The organism is Pseudoclavibacter sp. RFBB5, from assembly GCF_002931555.1.
In the GTDB taxonomy this organism is placed as follows: domain Bacteria; phylum Actinomycetota; class Actinomycetes; order Actinomycetales; family Microbacteriaceae; genus Pseudoclavibacter.
Genome location: NZ_PSTZ01000003.1, coordinates 1 through 25,810, shown reverse-complemented (window position 1 = coordinate 25,810; position 25,810 = coordinate 1). Strand labels below are relative to the sequence as shown.

The 25,810-nt window shown below is 67.2% G+C and carries 24 protein-coding genes; 16 read left to right on the top strand and 8 right to left on the bottom strand.

Annotated elements, in window-relative coordinates:
• Positions 1 to 48 precede the first annotated feature (48 nt).
• Positions 49 to 840: an ABC transporter ATP-binding protein gene (locus C5B97_RS03350; RefSeq protein ID WP_104310953.1), complete on the top strand. Its 792-nt coding sequence runs from the start codon at positions 49 to 51 to the stop codon at positions 838 to 840.
• Positions 837 to 2,960, top strand: a complete 2,124-nt coding sequence (locus C5B97_RS03345; RefSeq protein ID WP_104310751.1) for an FtsX-like permease family protein — start codon at positions 837 to 839, stop codon at positions 2,958 to 2,960. The genes C5B97_RS03350 and C5B97_RS03345 overlap by 4 nt, the downstream gene beginning before the upstream one ends.
• A 292-nt stretch (positions 2,961 to 3,252) precedes the next feature.
• Here the strand turns inward: C5B97_RS03345 and C5B97_RS03340 are convergent, their stop codons facing one another.
• Entirely contained in the window at positions 3,253 to 3,855 is a 603-nt protein-coding gene (locus tag C5B97_RS03340) for a response regulator transcription factor (protein ID WP_104310750.1), read from the bottom strand.
• On the bottom strand, positions 3,852 to 5,126 hold the full coding sequence (locus C5B97_RS03335) for a sensor histidine kinase (RefSeq protein WP_104310749.1): 1,275 nt from the start codon (positions 5,124 to 5,126) through the stop codon (positions 3,852 to 3,854). Before C5B97_RS03335 ends, C5B97_RS03340 begins: the two co-directional genes overlap by 4 nt.
• 181 nt (positions 5,127 to 5,307) lie before the next feature.
• Here C5B97_RS03335 and C5B97_RS03330 point away from each other — a divergent pair, with 181 nt between their 5' ends.
• On the top strand, positions 5,308 to 5,802 hold the full coding sequence (locus C5B97_RS03330) for a small multidrug efflux protein (RefSeq protein ID WP_104310748.1): 495 nt from the start codon (positions 5,308 to 5,310) through the stop codon (positions 5,800 to 5,802).
• Positions 5,803 to 5,860: 58 nt separating this feature from the next.
• On the opposite strand, the gene C5B97_RS03325 is transcribed toward C5B97_RS03330, so the two are convergent.
• Positions 5,861 to 6,613, bottom strand: coding sequence for an SUMF1/EgtB/PvdO family nonheme iron enzyme (locus tag C5B97_RS03325; protein WP_104310747.1), 753 nt, complete (start codon positions 6,611 to 6,613; stop codon positions 5,861 to 5,863).
• A gap of 280 nt (positions 6,614 to 6,893) precedes the next feature.
• Here C5B97_RS03325 and C5B97_RS03320 point away from each other — a divergent pair, with 280 nt between their 5' ends.
• The 11 genes from C5B97_RS03320 (at position 6,894) to C5B97_RS03270 (ending at position 18,677) form a co-directional block, all read left to right on the top strand.
• Complete coding sequence (locus C5B97_RS03320) at positions 6,894 to 8,069, top strand: fumarylacetoacetate hydrolase family protein (protein WP_258067897.1); 1,176 nt, start codon at positions 6,894 to 6,896, stop codon at positions 8,067 to 8,069.
• A complete protein-coding gene (locus tag C5B97_RS03315) occupies positions 8,066 to 9,034 on the top strand; it encodes a C-terminal binding protein (protein WP_104310746.1) in 969 nt (322 codons plus the stop codon). The genes C5B97_RS03320 and C5B97_RS03315 overlap by 4 nt, the downstream gene beginning before the upstream one ends.
• Positions 9,031 to 10,464, top strand: a complete 1,434-nt coding sequence (locus C5B97_RS03310; protein WP_104310745.1) for an aldehyde dehydrogenase — start codon at positions 9,031 to 9,033, stop codon at positions 10,462 to 10,464. Before C5B97_RS03315 ends, C5B97_RS03310 begins: the two co-directional genes overlap by 4 nt.
• Positions 10,461 to 11,138 carry an HAD family hydrolase gene (locus tag C5B97_RS03305; protein WP_104310744.1) on the top strand — a complete coding sequence of 226 codons (678 nt, stop codon included), beginning with the start codon at positions 10,461 to 10,463 and terminating at the stop codon, positions 11,136 to 11,138. The genes C5B97_RS03310 and C5B97_RS03305 overlap by 4 nt, the downstream gene beginning before the upstream one ends.
• Complete coding sequence (gene rpiA / locus C5B97_RS03300; protein WP_104310743.1) at positions 11,135 to 11,914, top strand: ribose 5-phosphate isomerase A; 780 nt, start codon at positions 11,135 to 11,137, stop codon at positions 11,912 to 11,914. Before C5B97_RS03305 ends, rpiA begins: the two co-directional genes overlap by 4 nt.
• On the top strand, positions 11,911 to 13,359 hold the full coding sequence (locus C5B97_RS03295; RefSeq protein WP_104310742.1) for an aldehyde dehydrogenase family protein: 1,449 nt from the start codon (positions 11,911 to 11,913) through the stop codon (positions 13,357 to 13,359). The genes rpiA and C5B97_RS03295 overlap by 4 nt, the downstream gene beginning before the upstream one ends.
• Positions 13,360 to 13,458: 99 nt before the next feature.
• Positions 13,459 to 15,021: an FGGY-family carbohydrate kinase gene (locus C5B97_RS03290; RefSeq protein WP_104310741.1), complete on the top strand. Its 1,563-nt coding sequence runs from the start codon at positions 13,459 to 13,461 to the stop codon at positions 15,019 to 15,021.
• A gap of 51 nt (positions 15,022 to 15,072) precedes the next feature.
• The gene (locus C5B97_RS03285) at positions 15,073 to 15,828 is read left to right on the top strand and encodes an SDR family NAD(P)-dependent oxidoreductase (RefSeq protein WP_104310740.1); all 756 of its coding nucleotides are present in this window, start codon (positions 15,073 to 15,075) and stop codon (positions 15,826 to 15,828) included.
• Between the two features lie 145 nt (positions 15,829 to 15,973).
• Positions 15,974 to 16,738, top strand: coding sequence for an MIP/aquaporin family protein (locus C5B97_RS03280; RefSeq protein ID WP_104310739.1), 765 nt, complete (start codon positions 15,974 to 15,976; stop codon positions 16,736 to 16,738).
• Between the two features lie 142 nt (positions 16,739 to 16,880).
• Positions 16,881 to 17,693 carry a FadR/GntR family transcriptional regulator gene (locus C5B97_RS03275; protein ID WP_104310738.1) on the top strand — a complete coding sequence of 271 codons (813 nt, stop codon included), beginning with the start codon at positions 16,881 to 16,883 and terminating at the stop codon, positions 17,691 to 17,693.
• 15 nt (positions 17,694 to 17,708) lie between these two features.
• Positions 17,709 to 18,677, top strand: a complete 969-nt coding sequence (locus C5B97_RS03270; protein ID WP_104310737.1) for an alpha/beta fold hydrolase — start codon at positions 17,709 to 17,711, stop codon at positions 18,675 to 18,677.
• An 85-nt stretch (positions 18,678 to 18,762) separates the two neighbouring features.
• Here C5B97_RS03270 and C5B97_RS03265 read toward each other — a convergent pair whose 3' ends face one another.
• Both C5B97_RS03265 and C5B97_RS03260 read right to left on the bottom strand, forming a co-directional pair.
• Positions 18,763 to 19,803, bottom strand: coding sequence for a hypothetical protein (locus C5B97_RS03265; RefSeq protein ID WP_104310736.1), 1,041 nt, complete (start codon positions 19,801 to 19,803; stop codon positions 18,763 to 18,765).
• Positions 19,800 to 20,273 carry a hypothetical protein gene (locus C5B97_RS03260; protein ID WP_104310735.1) on the bottom strand — a complete coding sequence of 158 codons (474 nt, stop codon included), beginning with the start codon at positions 20,271 to 20,273 and terminating at the stop codon, positions 19,800 to 19,802. Before C5B97_RS03260 ends, C5B97_RS03265 begins: the two co-directional genes overlap by 4 nt.
• A gap of 130 nt (positions 20,274 to 20,403) precedes the next feature.
• Here C5B97_RS03260 and C5B97_RS03255 point away from each other — a divergent pair, with 130 nt between their 5' ends.
• Positions 20,404 to 21,123, top strand: a complete 720-nt coding sequence (locus C5B97_RS03255; protein ID WP_181026892.1) for a CPBP family intramembrane glutamic endopeptidase — start codon at positions 20,404 to 20,406, stop codon at positions 21,121 to 21,123.
• Between the two features lie 271 nt (positions 21,124 to 21,394).
• Here the strand turns inward: C5B97_RS03255 and C5B97_RS17870 are convergent, their stop codons facing one another.
• The gene (locus C5B97_RS17870; protein ID WP_181026891.1) at positions 21,395 to 21,691 is read right to left on the bottom strand and encodes a hypothetical protein; all 297 of its coding nucleotides are present in this window, start codon (positions 21,689 to 21,691) and stop codon (positions 21,395 to 21,397) included.
• Positions 21,688 to 21,999, bottom strand: coding sequence for a helix-turn-helix transcriptional regulator (locus C5B97_RS03245; RefSeq protein ID WP_258067893.1), 312 nt, complete (start codon positions 21,997 to 21,999; stop codon positions 21,688 to 21,690). Before C5B97_RS03245 ends, C5B97_RS17870 begins: the two co-directional genes overlap by 4 nt.
• A 1,034-nt stretch (positions 22,000 to 23,033) precedes the next feature.
• On the opposite strand from C5B97_RS03245, the gene C5B97_RS03240 reads away from it, so the two are divergent.
• The gene (locus tag C5B97_RS03240; protein ID WP_104310732.1) at positions 23,034 to 24,410 is read left to right on the top strand and encodes an Imm61 family immunity protein; all 1,377 of its coding nucleotides are present in this window, start codon (positions 23,034 to 23,036) and stop codon (positions 24,408 to 24,410) included.
• Positions 24,411 to 24,419: 9 nt separating this feature from the next.
• Here the strand turns inward: C5B97_RS03240 and C5B97_RS03235 are convergent, their stop codons facing one another.
• Entirely contained in the window at positions 24,420 to 25,073 is a 654-nt protein-coding gene (locus C5B97_RS03235; RefSeq protein ID WP_104310731.1) for a hypothetical protein, read from the bottom strand.
• Positions 25,074 to 25,810 lie beyond the last annotated feature (737 nt).

The window sequence follows — 25,810 nt, the reverse complement described above, 5'->3', positions numbered from 1 at the left end:
TCCCCTCGGTCGACGCGGGCAGCCGTGCCCACCTCAGAGGGTGGATGCATGACTTCAGACCTCGGCGACCTCCGTTCCCCGCCCTCCGCTCCGCCGGTTCCGCTGGCAGCCCGGGCCATCGACGTCGTGCGCGAGTACGGCGACACTGGCAACCGCGTCCGCGCCCTCGACGGGCTGAGCCTCGACCTGCCCGCGAGGCGGTTCACGGCCATCATGGGCGCATCCGGTTCTGGCAAGTCGACCCTGCTGCACTGCCTCGCGGGGCTCGACCAGCCGACGTCAGGCCGCATCCTGCTCGGCGATACCGACCTCGGGCGGCTCGACGACGCGGCCCTGACGGCTGCGCGGCGCCACCGGGTCGGGTTCGTGTTCCAGGACGGCAACCTGCTCCCGCACCTCACCGCGGGCGAGAACATCGACCTGGGCGCGTCGCTTGCGAGGCGTCGCCCCGAGCGCGGCTGGCGGGCTGAGCTCGTCGAACGCCTCGGCATCTCCGACCGGCTCCGGCACCTGCCGGCGCAGCTCTCCGGCGGCCAGCGCCAGCGGGTCGCCGTCGCGAGGGCCTTGCTCGGGCGCCCCGACCTGATCGTCGCCGACGAGCCGACGGGCGCCCTCGACAGCGAGTCGGGCAGCTCGCTGCTCGCACTTCTGCGCGCGTGCGTCGACGAGTACGGGCAGACCGTGGTGATGGTCACCCACGATCCGGTGGCCGCGGCAGTCACCGACGAGGTCGTGCTGCTCAAGGACGGCAGGGCGGCCGGCAGCCTGAGCTCGCCCACCCGCGGTCGGGTGCTCGAGCACGTCGCGGCGCTCGCGGCGGGTGCCGGGGTGCCCGCATGATCGTCATCCGCGCGGCCGCGAGAAGCGTGCTCCGGCGGCCGGGCCAGGCGGTGCTCATCGGCATCGCGATCGTCGCGGCGACGGCCTTCGCGGCGGCGTCGCTGCTCATCGCCCTCAACGCGAGGACCGCGCTCGTCGCGTTCGGCATGAGCACGCCCGCGGCGGCGGGTGCCGTGGTCATCCCGCCGAGCGATCTGACATCGGAGGCGGCCACGGAGATCGCCGAGCGGGCGCGCACGCTCCCCGGCGTGGACGAGGTCGCCGTCGAGTACCTCGGCGACGTCGAGGTGCAGCTCGGCGGCACCACCGCCGTCTGGAAGCTGACGAGCGACCCCGGCTCCGGCCCCCTGAGCGGCATCGGCGAGCTGTCGGCCGGCTCCGCACCGGAGGTCGGCGAGGTGTTCATCGGCACGAGCACGGCCGAGCGCTCCGGCGCGACCGTCGGCGACGTCTTCGTCGCGGGCGGACGTGAGCTCACGGTCGCGGGGATCGGGCAGGTGCACGAGTTCGGGCAGGACGTCGCCCTCATCCGGGAAGAGGATGCGGTGGCGCTCGGCGGGTCGATGGCCCCGGTGCAGATCTTCGTCACGGGCGCCCCCGACCTCGACGTGCTGAACGCGGTCGCGGGGGAGAGCACCGTCATGGGCGGCGAGGAGCGCCGCGCGGAGGAGGCCCGCTCGGTGACCGACACACTCGTAGGCGTCTTCGGTGCCCTCACCGTGTTCGTCGGCCTCGCCGTGCTGTCGGCCGTCGTGATCGTCAGCTCGACCTTCCGCATCCTGCTCGCCCGACGGGCCGCCGAGCTCGCGCTGCTGCGCTGCGTCGGAGCATCCCGCGCCCAGGTGCGCCGCTCGGTGCTCGTCGAGGCGGCGTTCATCGGCCTCGTCGGCGGTGCCGCGGGCGTCGCGGTCGGGCTCGCGGCCGCGGCGGTGCTCGTCGCGGCGGCCAGAGGCGCCGGGCTGCTCGATGCGCCCTTCGACGCCGCGCCGGCGGGACTCATCGCGTGCCTCATCCTCGCCGTGGGCTGCTCCATCGTCGCCGCACTGCCAGCTGCGCGGGCGGCGGGCAGGACCTCACCGGTCGCCGCGCTCGGCGAGGCTCGCTCCTCGGATGCCCGCCCGCTGCGAGGTGCGCCCCGCCTGCTCTTCGCAGTCGCAGCGCTCGTCGTCGCGGCCCTCGCCGCGTTCGCGGGGGTGGCCGTCGCATCCACCGACGAGTTCCTCGGGCTCGCGCTCGCCGCGCTGAGCGGCACGCTCGTCTACGCGGCGCTCGTCGCCGTCGGGCCCTTCCTCATCCGCTGGTCGGCGCTCCTGCTGCGACCGCTCGCATCCGGGTCGGTCGCGCTGCGACTGACGATGTCCAACGCGAGTCGCGCATCACGTCGCACCGCCGCCATGACCACCGTGCTGACGCTGGGCGTCGGCCTCACGGCCGCGCTCATCGTCGGCGTCCCAGGGGCGTCCGCCGACGCCGAGGAGAGCGTCGCCCGCAACTTCCCGACCGCGGCCATCATCCCCGTCGACCTCGTCGACGACCCCGACGCGGTCGTCGAACGCCTGTCGGCGGACCCGTCAGTGGAGGCACGCCTCGGCGAGTCCGACATCCTCATCGACCCGGCACCCGGGGTGACGCCCGAGGCGCTGCGATCAGCCGTGCTCGACCGCGTGGACCCGGGCGTCCCCGTCTACTGGGCCGCCGACGTCCAGGCCGGGATCGAGCAGACCATCCTCATCGGGCAGCTCATCGGGGTGGCCATGATCGGCGTGACGCTGCTCGTCGCGATGATCGGGGTGACCGTGACGCTGGCGCTCTCGGTCGCCGAGCGGCGCCAGGAGATCGCGCTGCTGCGCGCCCTGGGCGTCAGCCGGTCGGGGACTCGCCGCTCCGTCGCAGCCGAGGCCGCGCTCGCCGCCACGGTCGGCTCGGCGATCGGCGTCACCGTGGGCTGCGGATACGGGGTGCTCGCCCTGCACATCCTCGGAATGGCAGGCGGCATGCCACCGTTCGCCACGCTCGCGGTGCTCGGGGTGGGCGTGATCGCCACCTCCGTGCTCGCCTCAGTCGCGCCTATGCGGGCCGCGAGCCGCGTGCAGCCGGCCATTGGCGTGGCCGCGCGCTGAGGCGCGGCTGCGCGGCTGCGCGGCGGTTTCGGGATGGGTTCCACGCTTCGGGATGGGTTGCAAGCCATCTGCGTGCGTGGAAGCCATCTCGAAATGTGGTCCGGGTGGCGGTCACCGCCCGGGATCGCGCGGCGGGGCGGCGGCGCGGCTGTCTTGGGATGGGAACCTCGCTTCGTTCAGGGAAGTTTTCCTCAACGAGGTGACGTTGCCATCCCGAGACGAATCCCATCCCGAGCCGAGCGCCAGCCCGAGACGTTCGCCAGGCGACGGCGTGGGCGGATGCGCCACCGCGCTAGATCCAGCCGCGCTCGCGGGCGACGACGGTCGCCTGCTGCCTCGTCGAGACGGCGAGCTTGCCGAGCACCGACGACACGTAGTTGCGCACGGTGCCGGGGGAGAGGTGCAGGCTGCGGGCGATCTCGGCGATGGTCTCGCCGCGCTGTCCGGCGCGCAGCACGTCGAGCTCGCGGTCGGTGAGGGGGCTGCGTTCGTCGGCCAGTGCGTCCGCGGCGATCTCGGGGTCGACGTAGCGTCGACCGGCGGCGACTCGGCGGATGATGTCGGCGACCTCTTCGGCGCGGCGGGACTTCGGGATGAACCCCTGGACTCCGGCGGCGAGCGCGCGGCGCAGCACCCCGGGCCGGGCGTGCCGGGTGACGACGATGCATCGCACCTCGGGCAGGCCTTGCAGGCGCTCGGCGACTTCGACGCCGTCGAGGCCCGGCATCTCGAGGTCGAGCAGGCAGATGTCGGGCTTGAGGCGCAGCGCCTCTTCGACGGCGGAGGTGCCGGTGCTGCACTCGGCGATCACCTCGAGGTCGACTTCGAGGCGGAGCAGTGAGGCGAGGGCCGTGCGGATCATGTCCTCGTCGTCGGCGAGCAGCACCCGGATCATGCGTGTTCTCCTGTCGTCGCGGGGAGGTCGGAGGTGCCGGCGACCGGGGCGTGTCCGACGGGCAGGCGCACTTGCACGGTGAAGCTCGTGCCGTCGTTCCACGCCTCGACCTTGCCGCCGCTGACCTCGAGTCGCTCGCCCATGCCGGTCAGGCCACTGCCCCACGCGACGTCGGCCCCGCCCTCAGCTCCGCCCACGCCTCCGGCACCGCCGCCGTGGTCTGCCGCGTCGTTCACCATGCGGTAGACCCACGTGTCGCCGTCGCGGCTGAGGTCGATGCGGGCGCGGGCACCGTCGCCGTGCTTGAGCACGTTGGTGACGCTCTCGCGCACGATCGGGCCGAGCACGTCGGCGGGGGCGGATGCGGCACCGGCTCCCACGTGCATCCGCACGTCGTGGCCAGCGGCGCGCAGCAGGTCGGCCGCGTTCTCGAGTTCGTCGGGCAGGGGCACGCCGCGGAAGCTCGTGGCGAGGGCTCGCGTGCCGGCGCGCGCCTCGTTGACGGCTCCCTGGGCGGCGCGGATCTGCTCGGCCGCCGCGGCAGGGTCCTTCGCCAGGAGGCGCTCGGCGAGCTCGAGCTGCAGTGCGATGACCTGGAGGTGGTGGCCCTGCAGGTCGTGCACGTCGTTGGCGAGGCGCAGGCGCTCGCGGGTCGCGGCGAGCTGGCTCTCGGCGGTGCGGGCCCAGTCGAGTTCGAGCACGATCTCCCACCACCAGAGGGAGAACGCGGTCATTGAGGGCACCATCAGGACGAAGAAGGCGGGCGCCGAGAACGCGCTCACCGGGATGCCCTGTGTCGCGAAGGCCGACGCCTCCACGAACACGAGCACGAGCACGAGCAGTGTCGCGCCGACGACGACCCGCCACCGCACCCCGGGTGTCCAGGGGCGGACGGAGAGGACAAACGCGACGACCGCGGCGGCGGCCAGCAGCGACGATGTGCCGAGCCCGAGGAGGATCGCGCCGAGCGCCGCGAGCACGAACCCCGTCATGGTGAGCGTCGAGGGTGGGTGCCGTTCGCCGTCGCGCGCTGCGAGCACGCTCGGCCGGTAGTCGAGGAGCAGCAGGATGCTGGCGGCGATCCAGGCCAGACTGCCGGCGATCGAGATGGGGAACCGCCAGGGCGCGTCGAGTGCCGGCGCCGCCCAGGCCCAGAGGATCCAGAACAGGGCTGTGAGAGCGACGAAGAAGGCGACCCCCACCGCCGTGTACCACCAGGTGGCGGTGACGCCGCGGGCCAGCGCCGTCTCGCCGATGCGTGGAGTGCTCATCCCACCACGGTAGGCCAGGCGTGGGCGAGCGGCCCGTGACATTTGTCACGAACCCGCACGCGCATCCTCACGAGGAGTGGTGACGCGGCGGCACTGCCGCACGCCGCGCATCCCGGGTGGAATGGAGACATCACCGCGGCACCCGACGCGGCAGCCCACCTCAGCTCCGAAAGGCCACACCATGAACCCCATCGCAGAGCTCATCCTCGGTTTCCAGGACCTGATGGCGCAGCTGCCCGACTGGCTGCAGCCGCTCGTCGTCGCGCTTGCCGGTGCCGTCCCCTTCATCGAGGGTGAGGGTGCCGCGACGATCGGCATCATCGGCGGCATCAACCCGGTCATCGCCGCCATCGCGGGTGCCCTCGGCAACTTCATCGCCGTGGCGCTTGTCGTCTACCTCGGCGCTGCCATCCGGGCCCGCTTCGCGAAGTCGCCCGAGGACGCGACGCCGAAGACGGCCCGACGCGAGAAGTTCCAGCGCGCGTTCAACCGCTACGGCGTCGCCGGCGTGAGCCTGCTCGGCCCGCTGCTGCTCCCGACGCACTTCACGGCCGCGGCGCTCGCGGGAATCGGCATCTCGAAGGGGCGCGTGCTCGTCTGGCAGGCGGTCGCCATCGTGCTGTGGACGACGCTGCTGACCCTCTTCATCACCGGGGTCATCGCCTTCGCCGTCTGATCCGGGGCTCGCAGCCGCTCAGCCGCCCACTAAGTCGCGTGTCAGGCCAGCGGATGCGTCAGCGCAGCGGGGTCCACCCGAACGGGGTGGGCCCCTCGAGTGTTGCGCGCTCGCGGTCCGCGCGGGCAGACCACCCCTGGGCCGCATTCTCGGCGTCGAATCCACCGCGGGCGACACGGAACCCGACGTCCTCGTGGTGCATGCGTGGCGCCCCGCCGCGGCGGACGGATGCGCGCACGCTCCAGGTGTCGTCGGCGTAACCGCCGCCCCGGAACACGCGGTAGTCGTCGTAGCGGGCCGGGTCGAGGAGGTCCCAGCACCACTCCCACGTGTTGCCGAGGGTGTCGAAGAGGCCGTTGAGGTTGGGGTGCTTGCCGCCGACCGGCTGCGGGCTGGTGACGCCGTCGAGGCTGGTCCAGGCGACGTCGGCGAGCGGCCCGTACTGTGCTGCGGTCGACCCGGCCCGGCACGCGAACTCCCACTCGGATTCGGTGGGGAGGCGGATGCCGTCGGAGTCGACGTGCCAGGTGACCTGCTCGCCGTCGTACGAGTAGGCGTGGTCGAGGCCCTCCCATTCGGAGGCGGCGTTGCAGAAGCGGATGGCGCGCAGCCAGCTGACGTCGGTCGCGGGCCGGTCGGGGTGGCTCATCCCGTCGTCGGTCGCCTCGCCGAGGAGCTCGCCGAGCTGCGACTGGGTGACCGCGTAGACGCCGATCTCGAACGGCTCGAGCTCCACGCGGCGGCGGAGCTTGCGGCGCGCGTCGTGCAGTTCGACGGTGCCGCCGTCGATGGCCGAGAATTCGATATCCATTGCGGCCATCCTCGCACCCTGCATGTTCGGAGCGGATGTCGCCGGCAAAATGGGCGCCGCCAGCGATGACCACGACGCGTGAGAGATTGCATTGTCGGATGATTTGCCTGCGCAACCCCCTTGTCAAGTGATCGGGGTTGGGGTAAATGCGGCATTTCAGGCGCTGACTGGCATTAGTTAGCTTCTGTTGGCGCCGGTTGATGGGCAACATTGACAGACCTAATTATAGGATGTTTAGATGTAAACGGTTCTTGCAACGACGCAGCGCCAAGGAGGTTCCATGTCCCCGCTGATGACATCCGTCCAGCCATCCATGCCCATTCCGCCAGACCCCGCAGCAGTGCTCGTCGGTCGTCTCGAGGTCCCCGGTGTTGGTCCGCACCTCGTCACGCTGCGAGGTGATGTGCTCGTCGATGTCACGCGCTCGATGGGCCCCACCATGAGCGACCTGCTCGATCTCGACCACCCGGCAGACGACGTGCGCGAGGCAGTCGGGGAGGGGTCCTGGTCGCTTCACGACGTGCTTCGCGCATCCCTGAGCCGCGACTCATCCCAGCCGCATCTCCTTGCGCCTTTCGACCTGGCGGCAATCAAGGCCGCCGGCGTGACCTTCGCGAAGAGCATGGTCGAGCGCGTCATCGAGGAACACGCGAAGGGTGACCCAGGCGCCGCCCGGGCGCTCCGTGAACGGCTTGGTGCGACCGTCGCCGACGCCGCCCGGGTCACGCCAGGCTCCCCCGAATCTGCCGAGATCAAGCAGCGTCTCCTCGCTGAGGGTCTGTGGTCGCAATACCTGGAAGTCGGCATCGGCCCCGACCCGGAGATCTTCACGAAGGGCCAGCCCCTTTCCTCCGTCGGGATCGGTTCCTGTGTCGGAGTGCTCGAGCGGTCGACATGGAACAACCCAGAGCCTGAGGTGGTGCTCGCATGCTCGGCTTCCGGACGCGCCGTGGGGGCGACCCTTGGGAACGACGTGAACCTCCGGGACTTCGAGGGGAGGAGCGCGCTTCTGCTCGCGGAAGCGAAGGACAACAACGCGTCCTGCGCTCTCGGACCCTTCATCCGCCTCTTCACCGAGGACTTCGGCTTGGAGGAACTACGACAGAGCGAAGTCAGCATGCGCATCACAGGCCGCGACGGCTTCGTCGTGGAGGCAGTGTCGCGCGTGAACGAGATGAGCCGGACCTTCGAGGAGCTCATCTCGCACACCTGGGGGCCACATCATCAGTATCCGGACGGCTTCGCACTCTTCACGGGCACGATGTTCGCCCCGACGGAAGACCGTGATGGCGACGGCGAGGGCTTCACGCACCACGTCGGTGACGAGGTGCTCATCAGCAATCCGTTGATCGGTGCGCTCGTGAACGAGGTCCGACCAGCCGAGTCGCTCGCGCCGTGGACGTTCGGCGCGAGGAGCCTCATGGCGAACCTCGCCGATCGGGGGCTCCTCAAGTGACACGCATCGTCATCACCGACCATGCCTTCATCGACACCGAACACGAGGCGGGAGCCGCGGAACGCACGGGGGCCGAGCTCGACGTGCATCAGTGCGTGTCATCGGACGAGACGACGGAGGCGGTGCGCGGCGCCGATGTCGCGATCGTCAACTTCGCGCCCATGGGCGAAGAGCAGCTGGCCGCGATGTCGACCGACGCAACCGTCATCCGCTACGGAGTCGGCTACGACAACGTCGATATCGAAGCGGCCCGCCGGCTCGGAATCGCTGTCGCAAACGTGCCCGACTACGGAGTCGACACGGTTGCCGATCACGCAGCCTCATTGCTGTTGGGCCTGCTGCGTCGCCTGCCTGTCTATGACCGGGGCATCCGAGACGCCGGCTGGGTGACTCCCGGGAGCGTGGGGCCGATCCGCTCCTTCCCATCGGTCACCGTGGGGCTGCTCGGCGCCGGGCGCATCGCGAGATCGCTCGCGGACCGGCTGAAGCCCTTCGGGTTCCGCGTCATAGCGAGCGACCCCTACGCCTCGTCGCAGGCGGTCGCCGAGCATGGCATCGAACTCGTCGAGTCGAACGAGTTGGTCGACCAGGCCGACGCGATCTCACTCCACTTGCCGCTCACGCCGAAGACGCAGCACCTCGTGGACAGCGAGTTCCTGGCCACTCTCCGGCCAGGATGCATCATCGTCAACACCTCACGCGGCCCGCTCATCGACGAGCACGCGCTCGCGAACGCCATCCGAGACGGCCGCATCGGTGGAGCCGGACTCGACGTGTTCGAACCCGAGCCGCTCGCCCCGGACTCACCGCTGCGCGCCTGCCCGAATGTCGTGCTCACACCGCATGCGGCCTTCTACTCCACGTCGTCGCTCGACAACCTGCAGCGTCTCGCAGCCGAAGAGGCGGAGCGCGCACTGACCGGGCAGCCGTTGCGCTGCCCCATCATCACCAAGGAGAACCCATGAGCGCCACCATGCCAGTGCCCCGCAACCTCATCGCAGGTGAATGGGTGGAGCCTGCGCCGCCGACCATCGATGTGCTCGATCCTGCGACGGGGGAGGTCGTCACACGCATCCCAGACACGCCTGCCGACGGAGTAGATGCGGCCGTCGCCGCCGCACGACGGGCATTCGTGTACTGGGGCGAGGTGTCCGAGTTCGAGCGCGCGAAGCTTCTGCACCGACTTGCCGACCTCGTGCGAGGGGACCTCGACGAGCTCTCACGGCTCATCACCGTCGAGATGGGCAAGCCCATCGGTGAGTCACGCGGTGAGACCGCCAAACTAGCGGACGCGTTCGACTACTACGCCGAAGAGGCGGTCAGGGTCTATGGCGAGACCATCCCCAACGAAGCAGCTGGTGTCACGAGCATCATTCGCTACGAGCCGGTGGGAGTCGTCGGCGCGATCACGCCCTGGAACTACCCGCTTGAACTCATCGGCTGGAAGGTCGCGGCAGCCCTGGCCGCTGGGTGCACGATCGTGGTCAAACCGTCCGAGTACGTGCCGTCGAGCGCCGTGCGTCTCTTTGCGCTCCTCGAGCCAGCTGGAATCCCGCCAGGCGTCGCCAACCTCGTGCTCGGAGCTGACGTCGCGGGACGCGCCCTCGCTGAGCATCCGGGCATCGACAAGCTCGCCTTCACGGGTTCGACGGATACTGGAGCCGCCATAACGCGTTCACTCGCGAAGGCGTTGCCGACATCGATGGAGCTCGGCGGATCCTGCCCGCTCATCGTCACGGCAAGCGCCGATGTCGATGCTGCGGTGGCCGGTTGTCTCCGGCGCGGCTTCCGCAATGCCGGCCAGATCTGCATAGCGATCAATCGTGTCTACGTGCACTCCTCCGTGCATCGTGAGTTCGTCGACAAGCTCACAGAGGCGGTCTCGAAGCTGAGCGTCGCACCGGGGCTCGACGATCCCGACGTTGGCCCCGTCACGAACCGCGACATAGTCGAACGCTGCTCGGAGCACGTCGCCGCGGCCGTCCGCGATGGTGGCATGGTCACGACGGGCGGCGCACCCCTCGACCGGCCTGGCACATGGTTTGCCCCCACGGTGGTGGACCACGTGCCCGCCGACTCCGTCTTGGCCACGGTGGAGACCTTCGGCCCTGTCGTAGGTGTGACTCCATACGAGACGACGGAGGAGGTCGTCGCGTTCGCGAATGGCACGGACGCCGGGCTCGCGGCCTATCTCTACGCGCTCGACCTCAACGAGGTCTTCACCATCGGGCATGCGCTCGAATTCGGCAACGTCGCGGTCAACAACCCTGACGCCGGCATCATGAATGCGCCCTACGGTGGCAGAAAGGGCTCCGGCCACGGGTATGAGCACGGCCGAGAGGGCCTGCGGGGCTACCTCGTTGCCAAGCACCTCCGAATCAAGTACTCGCGATGACCTACACGAGTGTCATCTTTGATCTTGACGGAACACTGGTCGACTCGAGCCAGGACATCGCCAATGCGCTCAACAGAGTGCTGGCCCCCTACGGCGCGAACAGGCTCGAAGCGGCGCAGGTAGTTCCGTTGCTCGGTGAAGGGCCTGCCCATCTTGTCTCCGGCGCGATTCGCGCGTCTGGTGCGAGCGTGCCAGATGAACGCAAGATCGCCGACGCCTACCTGGCCGACTATCGCCAGCGGCCACTCGACGACACGGCGTTGTACGAGGGGGTCGCCGACGTACTTGCCATACTCGCTGAGGCAGGAATTCCCCTCGCAGTCTGCACGAACAAGACTGAGCTGATCTCCCGGATCGTGCTGGACGGGCTGCGAGTCGGTCAGTACTTCTCGACTGTCGTGGGCAGCGACCGCCCCGTGAACAGCAAACCGCACGCAGAGCATCTGCTGACTGCGATCGCCGAGCTGGGTGCTGACCCGGCCCTGAGCATGCTGGTGGGCGACTCGACCATCGATCAGCGATGCGCGCGCAACGCGGATGTTCCGTTCTTCGCTGTGCCCTGGGCGCCCCCCGAGGTCGACGGCCCCCGACTCCGAGCCTTCAAGGATCTTCCAGACATCGTGCTCGGCACCGCCGCGCCTTCCCACACGTCCACTCCTGAGGAGCAGAAATGACCCGCCGCCCTATTCGGACACACGACGACCAAGACCGCGCCAAGCTCGCAGCGGGGCGCTATGCGGCCGAAAAGTACTGCTTCGAGGGTGCGAAGCTCGGCCTCGGCTCGGGTACGACCTCGCATTACTTCGTGCGCGCACTCGCAGAGAAAGTGCATGACGGACTCGATGTCGTCGGAGTTCCTACCTCGAAGGGGACTCGCGACCTCGCACTCGAGCTCGGCATCACACTCGTCGACCTTGACGACATCGACCGGCTCGACGTGTGCATCGACGGACCCGATGAAGTAGACCCTGCGGGGGCCATGATCAAGGGCGGCGGAGCTTGCCTGCTCTGGGAGAAGCTCGTCGAGAGGGCCACGGCCAAGTTCGTCGTCGTCGCGGACGCCACCAAGGCGGTGGGGACCCTGGGCGCGTTCCCGCTCCCGATCGAAGTCGTTCAGTTCTCCTGGGGCACGACGGCGAAGGCCATTCGCAGCCTGCTCGTCGAGCACGGTTACCCCGAGCAGGTCGGTGTGCGCAGACGCGAGCGCGATGGGGCTCCCGTCGTCACCGACAACGGCAACTTCATCATCGACGTGCAGCTCGACATCGCTCGTGACATCGAGGAACTGACGGTCGAGCTCAACTGCATCCCCGGTGTCGTCGAGAACGGGTTCTTCGTCGGCATGGCCCACGAGATCGTATTCGGCTGGCCCGACGGCACGGCCGGAGCTTTCTCCTTTCCGTTCGCGATGCCTCTGCAGAAGCCGAACGCCGAAGGAGCGGGCGCATGAGCGTGAACGACATCAAGGGCCACTACATCGGTGGACGTTTCCTCGATGACGGCCGCGGCACCGAGAACATCAACCCCTCCGACGTCTCCGACGTGATCGGGCGGTACGCGCGCGGCGGACCCGAAACGGTGGACGCGGCGCTCGAGGCGGCGAACGCCGCGCTGCCCGCTTGGTCTGCCGTCGGCGTGCAGAAGCGCTTTGACGTGCTCGACGCCGTCGGCACGCGGATCGCGCAACGTTCCGAGGAGCTGTCTGTCCTGCTCGCTCGCGAGGAGGGCAAGCCGATCGGCGAGGCGCGTGGAGAGGTCTTGCGCGCTTCGCAGCTCTTCAAGTTCTTCGCTGGCGAGGCCATTCGCAACGCAGGTGAGCTGCTCGACTCGACTCGGCCCGGACTCACGGTCGAGATGACCCACGAACCCGTCGGAGTGGTGGGGATCATCACGCCGTGGAATTTCCCCATGGCAATTCCTGCGTGGAAGATCGCGCCGGCCCTCGCCTACGGCAACACCGTCGTCATGAAGCCCGCAGACATCGCTCCAGGATGCTCATGGGAGCTTGCCTTCATGCTCGACGAGGCTGGCCTGCCAGATGGTGTCTTCAACCTCGTCATGGGGCCGGGGCGGGAAGTCGGTCCGGCGCTGTTGAACAGCGGCCGGGTAGATGCCGTGACTTTCACGGGCTCGGTGGGAACCGGCCGTCAGATTGCGAGGGATGCTGCCGCGAACGGAGTGCGGGTGCAGTGCGAGATGGGTGGCAAGAACCCGCTCGTCGTCCTCGGTGATGCAAATATGGACCTCGCCGTCGAGGCCGCAGTTAACGGTGCCTACTACTCCACCGGACAGCGATGCACGGCCTCATCCCGCATCATCGTCACCGACGACGTGCATGACACGTTCGTCGCAGCGCTCACGGCTCGCCTCCTGCAGCTGACGGTGGGAGGCGCGCTCGACGAGGGAACGATCATCGGACCCGTTGTGAGCGAGTCGCAACTCGAGAAGAATCTCGAGTTCATCGCTGAAGCCAGAATCGCAGGTGCGGAGGTCGTGGGCGGTGAGCGCCTCGAGCTCGAGGCGAGAGGCCACTACATGTCGCCTACGATCGTCCTCGACCCGCGCCAAGAACACGCGATCAGCCGAGATGAGGTCTTCGGTCCCGTCGCCTCCGTCATCCGAGCCGCCGACTACGACGAGGCGCTCGCGCTCGCGAACGACACGGAGTTCGGCCTGTCAGCAGGCATCTGCACCAACTCGCTCTCTCACGCAGCACACTTCAAGCGGAATTCACGAGCCGGCATGGTCATGGTCAACGCACCGACTGCTGGCGTCGATTATCACGTCTCTTTCGGCGGACGGAAGGGCTCCTCCTACGGACACCGCGAACAGGGCCGTGCTGCACGGGAGTTCTACACACTCCACAAGACGGCCTACGTGAACGCCAACGTGTAGCAGAACCGCCACCACAACCTTCCCGATGCCTGCTGGTTGCAGGCCGACCGACTCTCGACCATCCGGCAGAAAACCTCACGAATTCGAAGGAGAATTCCAATGGCCACTTATCTCATCGGCATCGATGCGGGCACGACGGGTTGCAAGACGTGCGTCTTCGACCTGGAAGGACACCTCGTCGGAACTGACTATCGCGAGTACCCCTGCTACTACCCTCAACCGGGTTGGGTCGAGCAGCTCCCGGAGGACCTGACCCCAGCGCTGTTCGAATCCGTGCGCGCTGCCATCCGCGACGCGGGTGTTCCAGCAGAGGAAATCAAAGCCCTCGCGATCTCCACACAGGGCTCCGTGTTCGGCGCGCTCGACGAGACCGACCAACTCATTCGACCGTTCATCGGCTGGCAGGACGTGCGCGGAGTCGAGTACGTGGAGCGGATCCGAGACGGTGAGTACATCGACCCAGAACGCCTGTACCAGATATCGGGGTACCCGGTTGCGACGGTCCCGTGCCTGACGAAATACCTCTGGTTCAAAGACCATGAGCCGGACAGCTTCAGCCGCACGAGGCGAATCTCTCACCATCAGGATTTCTTCCTCAAGGAGTTCGGCGCTGAAGACTGGTTCGTCAACGACACCGCCACTGCATCCCGAACTGGCATCTTCGACATCGACGCCGGTGAATGGAGCCAGGAGATCGTCGACGCGCTCGGCCTGGACATCGACCTGCTCCCCCGCATCGTCAAGGCCGGTTCGATCGCGGGGCGAGTTCCGCGGGACGTCGCCATCCGGACCGGTCTCGCCGAGGGCACGCTCCTCTGCGTCGGAGCGATGGACCAGAATTGTTCGACCATGGGCGGGGGGCTCGTCCACGAGGGCACCGCGATCACGGTCATCGGCACCTATGGCGCGACCTTCGTCGCGTCAGAGGAATCGCGACGAGACCCCAACGGCACCCTCATCTTCAAGAACAACTCCGGCTCCGACAACTTCACCGTCGAGGCCGCTTCCATCGCTTCGGCAAGCTGCTACCGGTGGTTCCGTGACACGATCTGCTCGCTCGAGATGGCCATGGCGAAGGAGTTCGGCCCTGACGGCAACGCGTACATCCTCATCAACAAGGCCATCGAGGCCGTGAGTCCCGGTTCGAATGGACTCGTCTTCCTCCCGTACCTCCAGGGTGCCGGCAGTGGTCCGCGGTCGGATCCCTACGCGAAGGGCGCCTTCCTCGGCGTCACACTCGGAACCACGAAAGCGGAAATGGCCCGTGCCGTTCTTGAGGGCATCACGTTGGAGATGCGCGACAACATCGAGTCCATCCGCAAGGTGGGTATCCCGGTGAACGAGATTCGCGCCGTTGGTGGGGCCACGAACTCGCCAGTGTGGAACCAGATCCAGGCAGACATGTACAAGGTCCCGGTGTCGGTTCTCGAGGTCTCGGAGACGGGCTGTCTCGGGGCTGCCATGTACGCCGGGATCGGCCTCGGCGTCTATTCGTCGCTCGATGAAGCTGCCGAACGCGCCGTTCGGATCAGAGAGGTGTACGAGCCGAACCCCGACAACTACGACGCCTACGACAAGGCATACGAGCGCTTCGTCCTGGGATACGAGTCGCTCGCAGACGGTGGTTTCTTCCGGGCTCTCCATCAGCAGCTGGCGCGCTGAGCGCGCCTCGCACACGCGCAGGCCACCATCACGAGGAAAGGAAGTCCGCACATGGAATTCGATGGAAGAATCTGTGTCGTCACGGGGGCCGCGAGCGGCATCGGTCGGGAGATCGCACGAAGTCTCGCATCACGTGGGGCGACCGTCGCGATACTCGACGTGCAGCTCGCGAAAGCTGAAGAGGCTGCCGGGCAGATCTGCGATGAGGGCCCGGGGTCTGCAACCGCGTTCGCATGCGACCTGCGCTCGGTCGTCGAGATCGAGACGACGATGTCGGCCGTCGTCGAGCGCTTCGGGCGCGTCGATGTGCTCGTGAACGCAGCGGGACTGGCGAATCGGACAGCGGCCGAGGACATCACGGAAGCGGAATGGGATCTGCTCAACGACGTGAACCTCAAGGCGACATTCTTCGTCGCGCAGCACGCCTACCGGGTCATGGTCGCTCAGAAGTCGGGCAAGATCATCAACATCGCATCGCATCGAGCGACCACGACGGACGGCCACCATCTCGTCTACGCCGCTACGAAGGCGGGCGTGCAGGCCATCTCCCGGGACCTCGCTGTCGCCGGAGGGCAGCACGGCATCGACGTCAACACGGTCAGCCCGGGCTACGTTCTGACACCGATGACTGAGCACAACCTCGAGAACGACGAATGGCTCACTCGTCTGCAATCGCGCATCCCCATCGGACGCCTGCTCACGATGAGCGAAGTCACCAACGCCGTGCTCTTCCTCGCATCACCGAGCACGAGCGGCATCACGGGCCAGAACATGCTCGTCGACGGTGGCTGGACGGTGCACGAGTAGAAGCATTCTGCCCGGGCGGGCCAGCGTGATCTCTCCCGAGGCAGCAACTCGCGACATGGCGTGAAGGGGACACCGAGGTCCCCGGCCGTCGCGAGCTCGAACGCGCCGTCGCAGACGTCGACGGCCGCAGGCAAGGAGGCCTGAATTGGAACCTACAATCAGCCAGATCCTCATCTGGGAGACCATCGGCACCGCTCTGCTCTTAGTAGTGGGTTGCGGCGTGGTCGCGAACGTCGTTCTCGCGAAGTCGAAAGGTTCGGGCGGCGGTTGGCTGCTCATCAACTTCGGCTGGGGTCTCGCAGTGTTCATCGGGGCGAGTGTCGCCTGGAAGTCAGGTGCACATATCAACCCCGCGGTCACTCTGGCTCTCGCCATCAGTGACAAGACGCCCTGGGATCTCGTGCCGTTCTACTGGGTTGCGCAGCTCGTCGGTGCCTTCATCGGCTCGTTCCTGTGCTGGCTGGCGTTCAAGAAGAACTTTGACGAGGAACCGAATCCCGAGGCGACCCTCGGCATCTTCGCTACTGGTCCGGCGGTCCGCAGCTACGGTTGGAACCTCGTCACCGAGGCGATCGCCACCTTCGTGCTGATCACCTGGCTGCTGGTCTCTCCAGGGCTCGGTCTGACCGATCCGGCTGACCCGGCGAGCCTCAGCTTCGGCAATTCGGGTCTCGGCTACGCCGCAGTCGCGTTCGTCATCATCGGAATCGGTTCCTCGCTCGGTGGCCCGACCGGCTACTCACTCAACCCCGCCCGAGACTTCGGTGCGCGCCTCGCATATGCGGTCATGCCCATCAAGGGAAAGGGTGGCGCCGACTGGGCTTACGCTTGGGTACCAGTCCTCGGCCCGTTCCTGGGTGCCATCGCCGCCAGCCTCCTCTATCTCGCCACGGCCAGCTCGCTCGCCTGACGACTTTGGAAGGAAGCCTCATGGACACCTTCAGGGGGTCGAGGGTGACGCGTCCGCGCCACCCGCCGGAGAGCTCGAGTCAGCTGGGAGGGGGTCTGCTCGTTTCACACGAGGCGGTCTGCAGACCCCGTACAGTCGAGATATGACCCAGGGTGTGACGGAAAGCCGGCGGCGACTGTCGGAGCGCATCGCCCACGACCTTCAGCATGAGATCGTCAGCCAGGGACTCATCCCCAACCTGCGGTTGCCCACCGAACTCGAGCTCATGGAAAGGTACGGGGTTAGCCGCTCGGTCGTTCGCGAGGCTGCCAAGGTGCTCGAGCAGCGGGGGCTCGTGACCGTCTCGCCGGGCCGGGGCATGACGGTCGCGAAGTTCGATGGCGCGCGTATCGCAGAGCAGTTCTCGTTGCTCATGCTCGCGAGCGCTGGAACTTTCGATCAACTGCTCGAGCTGCGGCTCGCGCTGGAGGTGCAGGTGGCCTCCGCGGTCGCCATCGACCCCCCGACACAGGCGTTGCAGGAGCTCGAAGAGAGCCTCGCACAGGGAGAAGCTGCGCTCGATCGAGGCGACGAGATCGACCGCGAGGAGTTCCTCGATGCGGACATGCGGTTCCACGAGACGATGGCGCTCGCGAGCGGGAACCCGTTCTTCGAGCTTGTTTGCCGACCGATCAACACTTTTCTGCGCTCTCACTACCAACACCGAGACGGGTACCCCTCGGACCCCGCACGAACACTCGAAGAGCACCGAGAGATCCTCGACGCACTTCGGCGACGCGACACGCTCGGTGCGCGCCAGGCAGTTGAAGAGCATCTCCGTCGGCTGACACGTCGCTGGAGGACAGTGCCGGACGGGTTCCAGTCGCCCAGTGTTCGTCAACTCAGCGCCCAGGACGATTCGCGTGCGACGCCGGCGGAGGCCGAAGGCGCTCCCTCTGGTTCGGATATCTCCTAGCAGGTGTCTGCCGGGATGATCGACTCCGCCGCCTTCGTGACGACCCCAGATGGTCGTTGCCTGCGCACGTTCGCGAGCGGGCCGCGCGACTCGGGCGCCGTGGTCGTGCTCGAGGCGGGCCTGGGTGCGAGCGGCCTGTACTGGGGGCTCGTGCACGGGATGCTCGCGGAGCGCGTGCGGGTCGTCGCCTACGAGCGGGCGGGGTACGGGGAGAGCACGCCGGATCCTGCACCGCGCACGCTGGACCGCCTCGCCGACGACCTCGACGTGGTCGTGAACGCGCAGGAGCCGTCACGGCTGGTGCTCGTCGGCCACAGTTGGGGCGGGCCGATCGTTCGGCGCCTGGCAGCTCGCCGCCTGTCGGCTGGCGCGCCGATGGACGGGCTCGTGCTCGTCGACCAGAGCGATGAGCACGCGTCGCTGTACTTCCGGCCGTCGACTCGGCGCCTCTTCGCATTCGCGGCGTCGGTGCTGGAGCCGGCCGCCCGTCTCGGTCTGCTGCGCGTGCAGCTGCGCAGTCTCGTCGAGGGGATGGAACCGGTCGCGGCGGCGCAGGCCCTGGATGCATCCGCGAACCCGGTGGCGGCGCGCGCGGCATCCGCGGAGCAGCGCGTGGTTGGAAGCGAGCTCGCCGGGTTGCGGTCGCGCCCACCGAGGCTCGGCGACCTGCCGATGCGGGTGATCTCGGGCATGAAGGAGACGTCAGCGGATCGCACGCGCGGGCCGCTCATCGCGGCGCACCACGAGACGGTCGCCGCGCATCCGGGGGCCGTGCACGTTCGGGCCGAGGAGTCAGGGCACGTCGTCACCGCCAGCGAGCCGGGGCTCGTGGCGCGGCAGGCCCTTGAGCTGGCCCTGCACGTCGAGGACAGCGGTGTCGACTCGAGTGCATTGGTGTCGCTCGCTCGATCTGGGTGCTTCAAAAAGACCGACACGAACGCAGGCCGAAACGTTCCGCGGCGAGACGAGTTTCCGAGACTCTGACGAACCTGCACGTAGGCGATACGCCACACGGGATGTCCGACGAATGGGGGTGTCTTGGAAAGCTAATGGATTCCAAGACGCTCAGCTACTCGGCCGGGAGGGTTGAGCGCAGGCGCCGCTCTGAGTCTCTCGGGTGTTCAAGGCGGCTTCGCTTTACGAAGTATCCGTAGCGCCCTGGTTGTGTTCGAGCGCTGAGCTGCGCGCCTCCGAGGTGCATGACCGCGTGCGCCTCGTCGGCCGCGTGCGGCAATCCATGCACGCCAGGTGGGACGGATCGCAGCCAGTCCGCATCGATGCGTTCCGAATCCCGTTCCTGGAGCACTGCGATCGCATCATCGCGCTCTCGTTCCAGTGCGCGGCGCACCTCCGGGGGCAGCCGCTGCCAGGCCGATCCCACGGTCCGCGTCGCGTCATCGAGGGCCGCCGCGAGGGCGCGCAGGCGCAACGCGCGCACGTCGTCTTCGGTCATGCGGGCAAGCCCATGTGCGCGCGGGCGACGTGCGAGCATCACCAGGACTGCGAGCACGAACAGGAGGACACCGGCAACGGTCGTGAGGGTGACCCAGACCGGCGTCGATGCCTCCCATGTCTCCCTTCGAGTCATCAGCGCGGCGACTGATCCGAGGGAGCCGACCGTGCCGAGCCAGAGGCTCAGCGCGACGAGGCGCCCAGGGGTGCCCATGCGTGAGGGGAAGAGGAGTGAGGAGCCCAGGGTGCTGAGCGCGATCACGCTCGCGACTCCGGCGGTGATGGCGACCGTTGTCGCGTCGATGGGGTCCTGGCTGCCTCGCGTGAAGCCGAGCCCGGTGACGATGCTCGCGAGTGCGGTGGCCGCTGCGAGGAACCCGATGATGCGGAGGGCGTTTCGCCAGCTGGCGGGCGCCAGCAGATCTCGGCGGCTCGGGTCTTCTGCGAGCAGTTCGGCCGTCTTTGCGGCGAACGTGCTCTTCGCGTCGCTGCGCAGTCGCTCACGCGCGCCAAGCACTTTGGCGCGGTACGGCGGGTACCACGAAACGACGGCGGCGTCGAGGATCGCCTCGATCGGGGTGTCGGCAGATCCCGCGGGATGCTGCGCGAAGCTGCGACCAGCGCCGACATGGACGCCCACTTCACCGGGGTTCGTCATCTGCTTCTCCTCCTGCCGGCCATCGCCCGAATTCCTCGCTTGCCTGGGCCGTGTCTGGGGGTGAGGGAGCGTCTCGCTCTGTCCACGCGGAGCGCGAACACGGCGAGCAGCGCTGACGCAGCGGCGGCATACGCCCACCAAACGTGGACGATGCCAGGGGTGAAGCCTCGCCCATCTCCCGCGCCCACAATCAAGCGGTACCCGAAGATCAGCATATGAAGGACCCCCACGGTGATCCCGAACGTCTCCGCGGTCGCCGCAAAGCCCTGTCGGGAGGGTGGTCGAAGCGCGACGAGGAGCAGACCGACGGTCAGTGCCACGACCGCCGCAGGCATCGCGATGGCGATGGCGAGCTCCGGGTCCAGGAACCGAGTCCGTCGGCCGAGTGGAAGCATCATGGCTGAAGCCGTGCACACGGCGGCGAGGAAGATCCCGACCAGGGTGCCCCAGACGACGGGGAGAGATTTCATCCTCTCAAGGGTACCGACTTGTCCGGGCTCCGAGTCGGTGCGGCAACGAAGGCGCTATCACGGTGGCTAGCGGAGTTCAATGAGTCGAAGAGGCGATGTCTGCTCCCTCACGGGAGGGCAGACTTCTTCCGTGACAACCACTCTCGACCCGAACCGGCTCGGCGCCGCGGAATCCTCATGGCGCACGGTGCTTCTGGCCACAGGTGCCGTGCTGGGGGTGACGCTGCTCGTTGCCATCGGGGTTGCGGTTGTGCTGACCTCTGCCCCGCAGCCACGCGCTCTCCTCCCGGAGGTCGTCGCTGCAGGCCTTGCAGTTCACTCGCTCGGGTGTCTCGGCGCCCTCTGCGCAGTCATCAAGGCCACAGGGGTTACCGCCCGTTCCCTCGGGGTCACGCGCCCCAGCTGGCGGCTCTTGCACCTCGCGTGGCAGGTTCCTGCCACCATCGTCGCGGCTGTCGGAATGCAGGCGCTCGTTGCGGCCCTCATCGCTGGAGGGGAGGTCACCGGTGGGAGGCGTCTGGACACCGCGATCCATGGAGCGCAACCGGGAGTGCTCGTCGTCGCGGTACTCGCGATCGCAGTGCTGACGCCGCTGTGGGAAGAGCTGTACTTCCGCGGCCTGCTGCAAGCTCGCATCACGCAACGCTGGGGCACGCTGGCAGCGGTCATTGCAACTGCAGGGATCTTCGCCGCGGTGCACGGCTACCTGATCTTCGTGCCCTACTACCTCGTTCTCGGATTCGCATTGAGCGGCCTGCGCGTCTTCCATCGGTCCCTGTGGGGTGCGCTGGTCCTCCACGTGACGGTGAACAGCATCGCCTCCGCCGTGCTCGTCACCTCACTTCGCTGACCCAAAACCGGGGCGCGAACACGGTGGAACGCGTGGAAGGCCTGCCGATGGCCGATGGCCGATGGCGACGGCTGACCAGGCCTCGCACCGGCGTCACGCATCCATGACGCCCAGTAGCCGACGCTCTCGTGACGCGAGTTGGGCGGGTCGTGGTGCGGGTGGAGTTCACCAGCTTCTTCCTCAGGCCAGCGCGATGAGTTTCAACGGCCTTCGGGCAAGCGAAGGGGGTTGGGACGGCTTGCCGTCCCAACCCCTGGCTCACGTGTCGAGCTCAGTGCTCGTCGTAGTGACCCTCGTGCGCTGCATGCTTGTGGCCATCGTGCACGTAGTCGACGTGATCGTCGTGCTGGACCGCCTCGTGGCCGCAGTTCTCGCCGTGCGCGTGCTGCTCAGGGGAGTGCTCTGCGACGCTCTCGTGCTCGTCGTAGTGATCCTCGTGCAGGGCGTGCTTGTGCGTGCCGTGCACGTAGTCGACGTGGTCGCCGTGCTGGACGGCGTCGTGGCCGCAGTTCTCGCCGTGCGCGTGCTCGTCGACGGAATGCTCGGCGTGCAGGTCTGTGGTGCTCATGCGTGGTGCTCCTTGGGTTCAGATTGCAGTTGGGGGGAGTGCTCTTCGAGAACGTGCGTGATGGCGTCGTCGATCACGTGCGCGATGTGGTGGTCTGCCAATTGGTAGAGCACCTCGCGTCCAGATCTCGTCGAGGTGACGACACCGGCAGAGCGCAAGTTCCTGAGGTGCTGCGAGACGAGCGGCTGGGACAAGCCGCTGCGTTCCACGAGTGAGTTCACCGGCGATGGGCCCTCGCTGATAAGCCGCACGAGCAGCAGGCGCGATTCCGAACCCAGCACCTTGAAGAGCTGGGCAGTTTCAGACAAGCCATCTCGTGCGTTCACGACGCCAGTCCACCACACATATGCACAAGTTGCAATACTCGAATGTTTTTAGACAGATTCGCGCCGTCCCGGGGCAACCCACCCGCCGCAGGTGATCTCCGGAGGCGCGCCCCGGAGCAAAACCCATGGGTTTTGAGGTGTCTCACGCAGTAGAGAACGAACCCCAACACACCTCGGCGCGCGACGTCACCACGACGACTGCGCCTCGGTTCCCGCAACCGTCATGGCTGCCTGCAGATGGCGAGCATGCAAGCTGGTGACATGCCAACGAACGAGAACAGGAAAATACTCACGCTGCTTGTGAGCCTAGGAGCAGCGGTCGTGCTCGTCTGGCTCACGCTGACCAGCGGCATCCTGGGGCACATCTTCGACCCAGGCTAGATCGACTCACTGCAGAAGTATGCTCGCAAAACCCATGGGTTTCGAGACGTTGAGGTTATGAGACGTACAGCTCCACAGAGGCCTCAGAGTGTTTTCGATGCGCTAGATGATTGATCCAGTAGTCCCGTCGCTCCCGCGAGCGACTGACCAGGAGCGCAGACACTCAAGGAACAGGCGAGTCAACACCGACCAAGACGGAGGCTATATCGCCCGCCACTCAAACTCGACCAGTCTCTTGATGGTCTGTGAACGCGCTGCTGACTATCGGTTCTTCCGGGATCGGTAGGCCAGGAAGCCACCGACAATCAAGACAACGACAAGTGCGATGATCATTACGGGCAGGGGAAGGAACGAACCGTCGTACATAGCCGCAGTCTAGGTCTGCGACCTTCGGCGCCTCCTCGAGACCGCGCGGGTTAGCGAACCAGAACGAGCTACCTCCTCTCGTAACCCATGGGTTTCGAGGCGACAGAGGTTCTGAGACAGATGCACCGCCTGCAAGGGGCTGCATCGACCACATTGCTTCACGCGGCCGAGTAAACCCCACCGTGCCTCGACTGCAGGCACTCGAGGCACGGTGGGGTCGGGTAGACCCGGCAGGGTTCCCTCGGCCCGGGCACGCTACCGTCGCTTGCGTGACGCTTCTCAACGCACTCGGTCCCTCGTCGATGTTCGCCGAGTTCATCGGGCTGGCTGGGTACGCGGTCGGCAGCGACGGTGAGGGCGTCGAAGTGTGGAGCAGGGGTGGCGAGGAGCGCCACCGAGTCCGATCAAGCGATGCCGGCTATCTGGTGGCCGGAGCGTCGCGATCGGGAAGCTATGTCACGGAGTTTCAGGCGTCACGACTCGAGGACGTCGAGCGCTACCTGACCTTCCTCATCGGCAACGCATCAGTCCGGGGGACGCACGGATTCGGGCTGCTGGCGACAAGCACTCAGCCAGCGCTCTCCGCTGGCACCGAGTCGGCGACCGACGGCAAGGGAAACGTTCGTCTCTGGAGCGTGGCCGATCCGAGCCGAACAGTGACCTTCCTTCGCGGGGTTCCCTGGGAGCCCCAAACGTTCAGTCACCTCATGGCCGTGCCCCTCGGGACCCTTCGACGAGCACTGCTGGACCCACACGGATCTCCCGTCTTCGACGTCGGTCAACCCCAGGTGAACCCGCCCGTCGTTCTGTCGTGGTCGCCCGAGTGGCTGTTCTCGACGGCCTTCCGGGAGTTCGTCGCGCTCGGCGGCGCCGAGGTGACCGCACGTGGCGACACGGTGCTCGTCGGTGACTTCGAGACCGGCTATGAAGTCTCGGACGCTGACGGATGGTGGTGCGTCCGCCGGTACTCCCGTGGCCTACATGACACGAGGATGCGAGTTCGCGGCGCCGAGGACGTTGAGCGCTATCTGCTGCTGCAGTTCGGTCCGGCTGCCCGGCACGCTCCCCAGCTCAGGCTCCCCCTCCTCGTCGAGCCCGCTCCTCCCGTCGAGATCGCGGAAGGCCTGCGGTTTGAGCCCGTCGCACCCGGGTGGGTGTCCGTGCGCGGGACAGACGGCTCCGAACGGGGCATCGAGATCGCCGATGCTGGAATCACCGCAGCAAGGGATGCCCGCGACTTCACCCACCTGCTGCGCTCGACGCCGCAGGAGATCCGCGAGTCGTACCTCGACGCGGCGGGATCACCGGCCCTATCGCCCATCCTCGTTCCCGTCAGCCGTGGGGATGCCGTGCCACCCTCGGTCGATTGGGGACGGCTCTCGGCATCGGACCGCCGACTCGCGGACTCGGGATTTCGTCTCTTCTGCACCGTCAACGAGAAGCGGGGGAAGGTCTTTGAAGATCCCGTGTCCGCGGCCCCGTTCGATGGGGGAGTCGCGGTGTTCCGATCGATTCGCGGCGGCGGCATGATCCTCGTCGCGCACGATGGATCCGTGCTCTACCGGTCCTCGTCGTACTCCTTCGAGCGGGCCCTAGACGAGTTTCGAGAAGGGCAGCGGACACCGCTGGACTCGTTCGGCGGCTGATCGGCTCGCTCAGTCTGCTGGTCGAGTGCCGGGGCGCAGCAGTGGATTGTGCTCGTCGGGCAGCGGCTTGTACAGCTTGTTCCGGAGCGCGGCGTCGAGTGCCTGATAGCGCGGGCCAGTGTGCGAGATGAGTGGCAGATTGTGCGTGCGTCGCCGATTCTGGTCCCAGGAGATGCCGACGAACGCGGTCTGGTCGGCGTCGGCTGTCCAGATCATCACGACCGTCTGCCCGCCATCTACTTGGTGAGGAAAGGGCGCGAACACTGACGGATCACCGGTCGCGAATCGCCGGTGCGCCTCGTGAGAGAAGGTCTGATCGCTGAGATGGAAGCCGTAGTAGCGCTTGCGCAGCCGGGTCCCGGTCGCAGCGACATGCCACGGGCGAGCGCCGACGATGAGGAGGTACACCCCCCAAGCGATGCCAACGAGTTCGATCGCGATCATGACAAGCGGCGTGATGCCCGCCATGCGATTGCGAACCAGTGCCGAGTCCTCGCCTCCCTCGCGGGCCCACTCGGCGAGAGGGATGAAGTTCTGCGCAGTGAACACGATGCAGACGAAGCCCGCCAGGATGAGCGCGATCCCGAACCAGGTGAGACCTGCGACTCGTTTGCGCGCAAACCGCGGATCGGCCCGGAACGTTTTGTCGAAATGGGTGCTCACCGCCCCATACTCTCCCCTCCAGCTGGCCTAGGGCGGACACGGTCCGGCGGCGTGTCCACGACGACTAGCGGAAGGCGGGCGAGGAATCCCGTACTCGTGGGGATCACCCTCACTCTCACAACCCGCGGGTTTTGCGATGCCTCAGCGGGCCAGGCTGGGGGAGCGGGACACTCCGAACCCAGCTCCACCATTCCGGGCCGTGCCCGATGGCAATCAGCCGGCCGTACGCGAACAGCTCGCGCGCCGTTCGGCATACGCTCGTCAGATGAGTCCGTTCCTCCCTGGTGCCCGCGGAATGCAGCCCTGCCCGAACTGCGGCACCCACGTCGCCCAATCCGATCGCTACACCGAATACTTGTGCCTCGAATGCGAGGCTCGCGCCGTAGATGCGAACGGTGCACGCGTGGCTGGATCGAACGCGTCGTACGGCGGCGGGTTCGTGTTGCACTGGCCGAACGGCGAGCACGAACCACTGCCCTGCATTTCGGCGCGGGTGTGGGTTGATGGACGCGAGCGGGACTACTCCGAGGCGCGATTCGGCGGAGTCCTGATCACGCCAGTGCGAGAGCGCTGACCAACGTCACGCCTGCGAGTCCCTCCCGCTACGAGCAATTGACCGCGCATCTTCCGATCGGCCTGCTCAGGCAGCAGGCTCGCAGGCCTGGGATGCTGGGGTGTGGCTCTCTACGATGCGACGTTTTCGCGGACTCCTGGCTTCGTCTCTCGGCGTTCCCTGC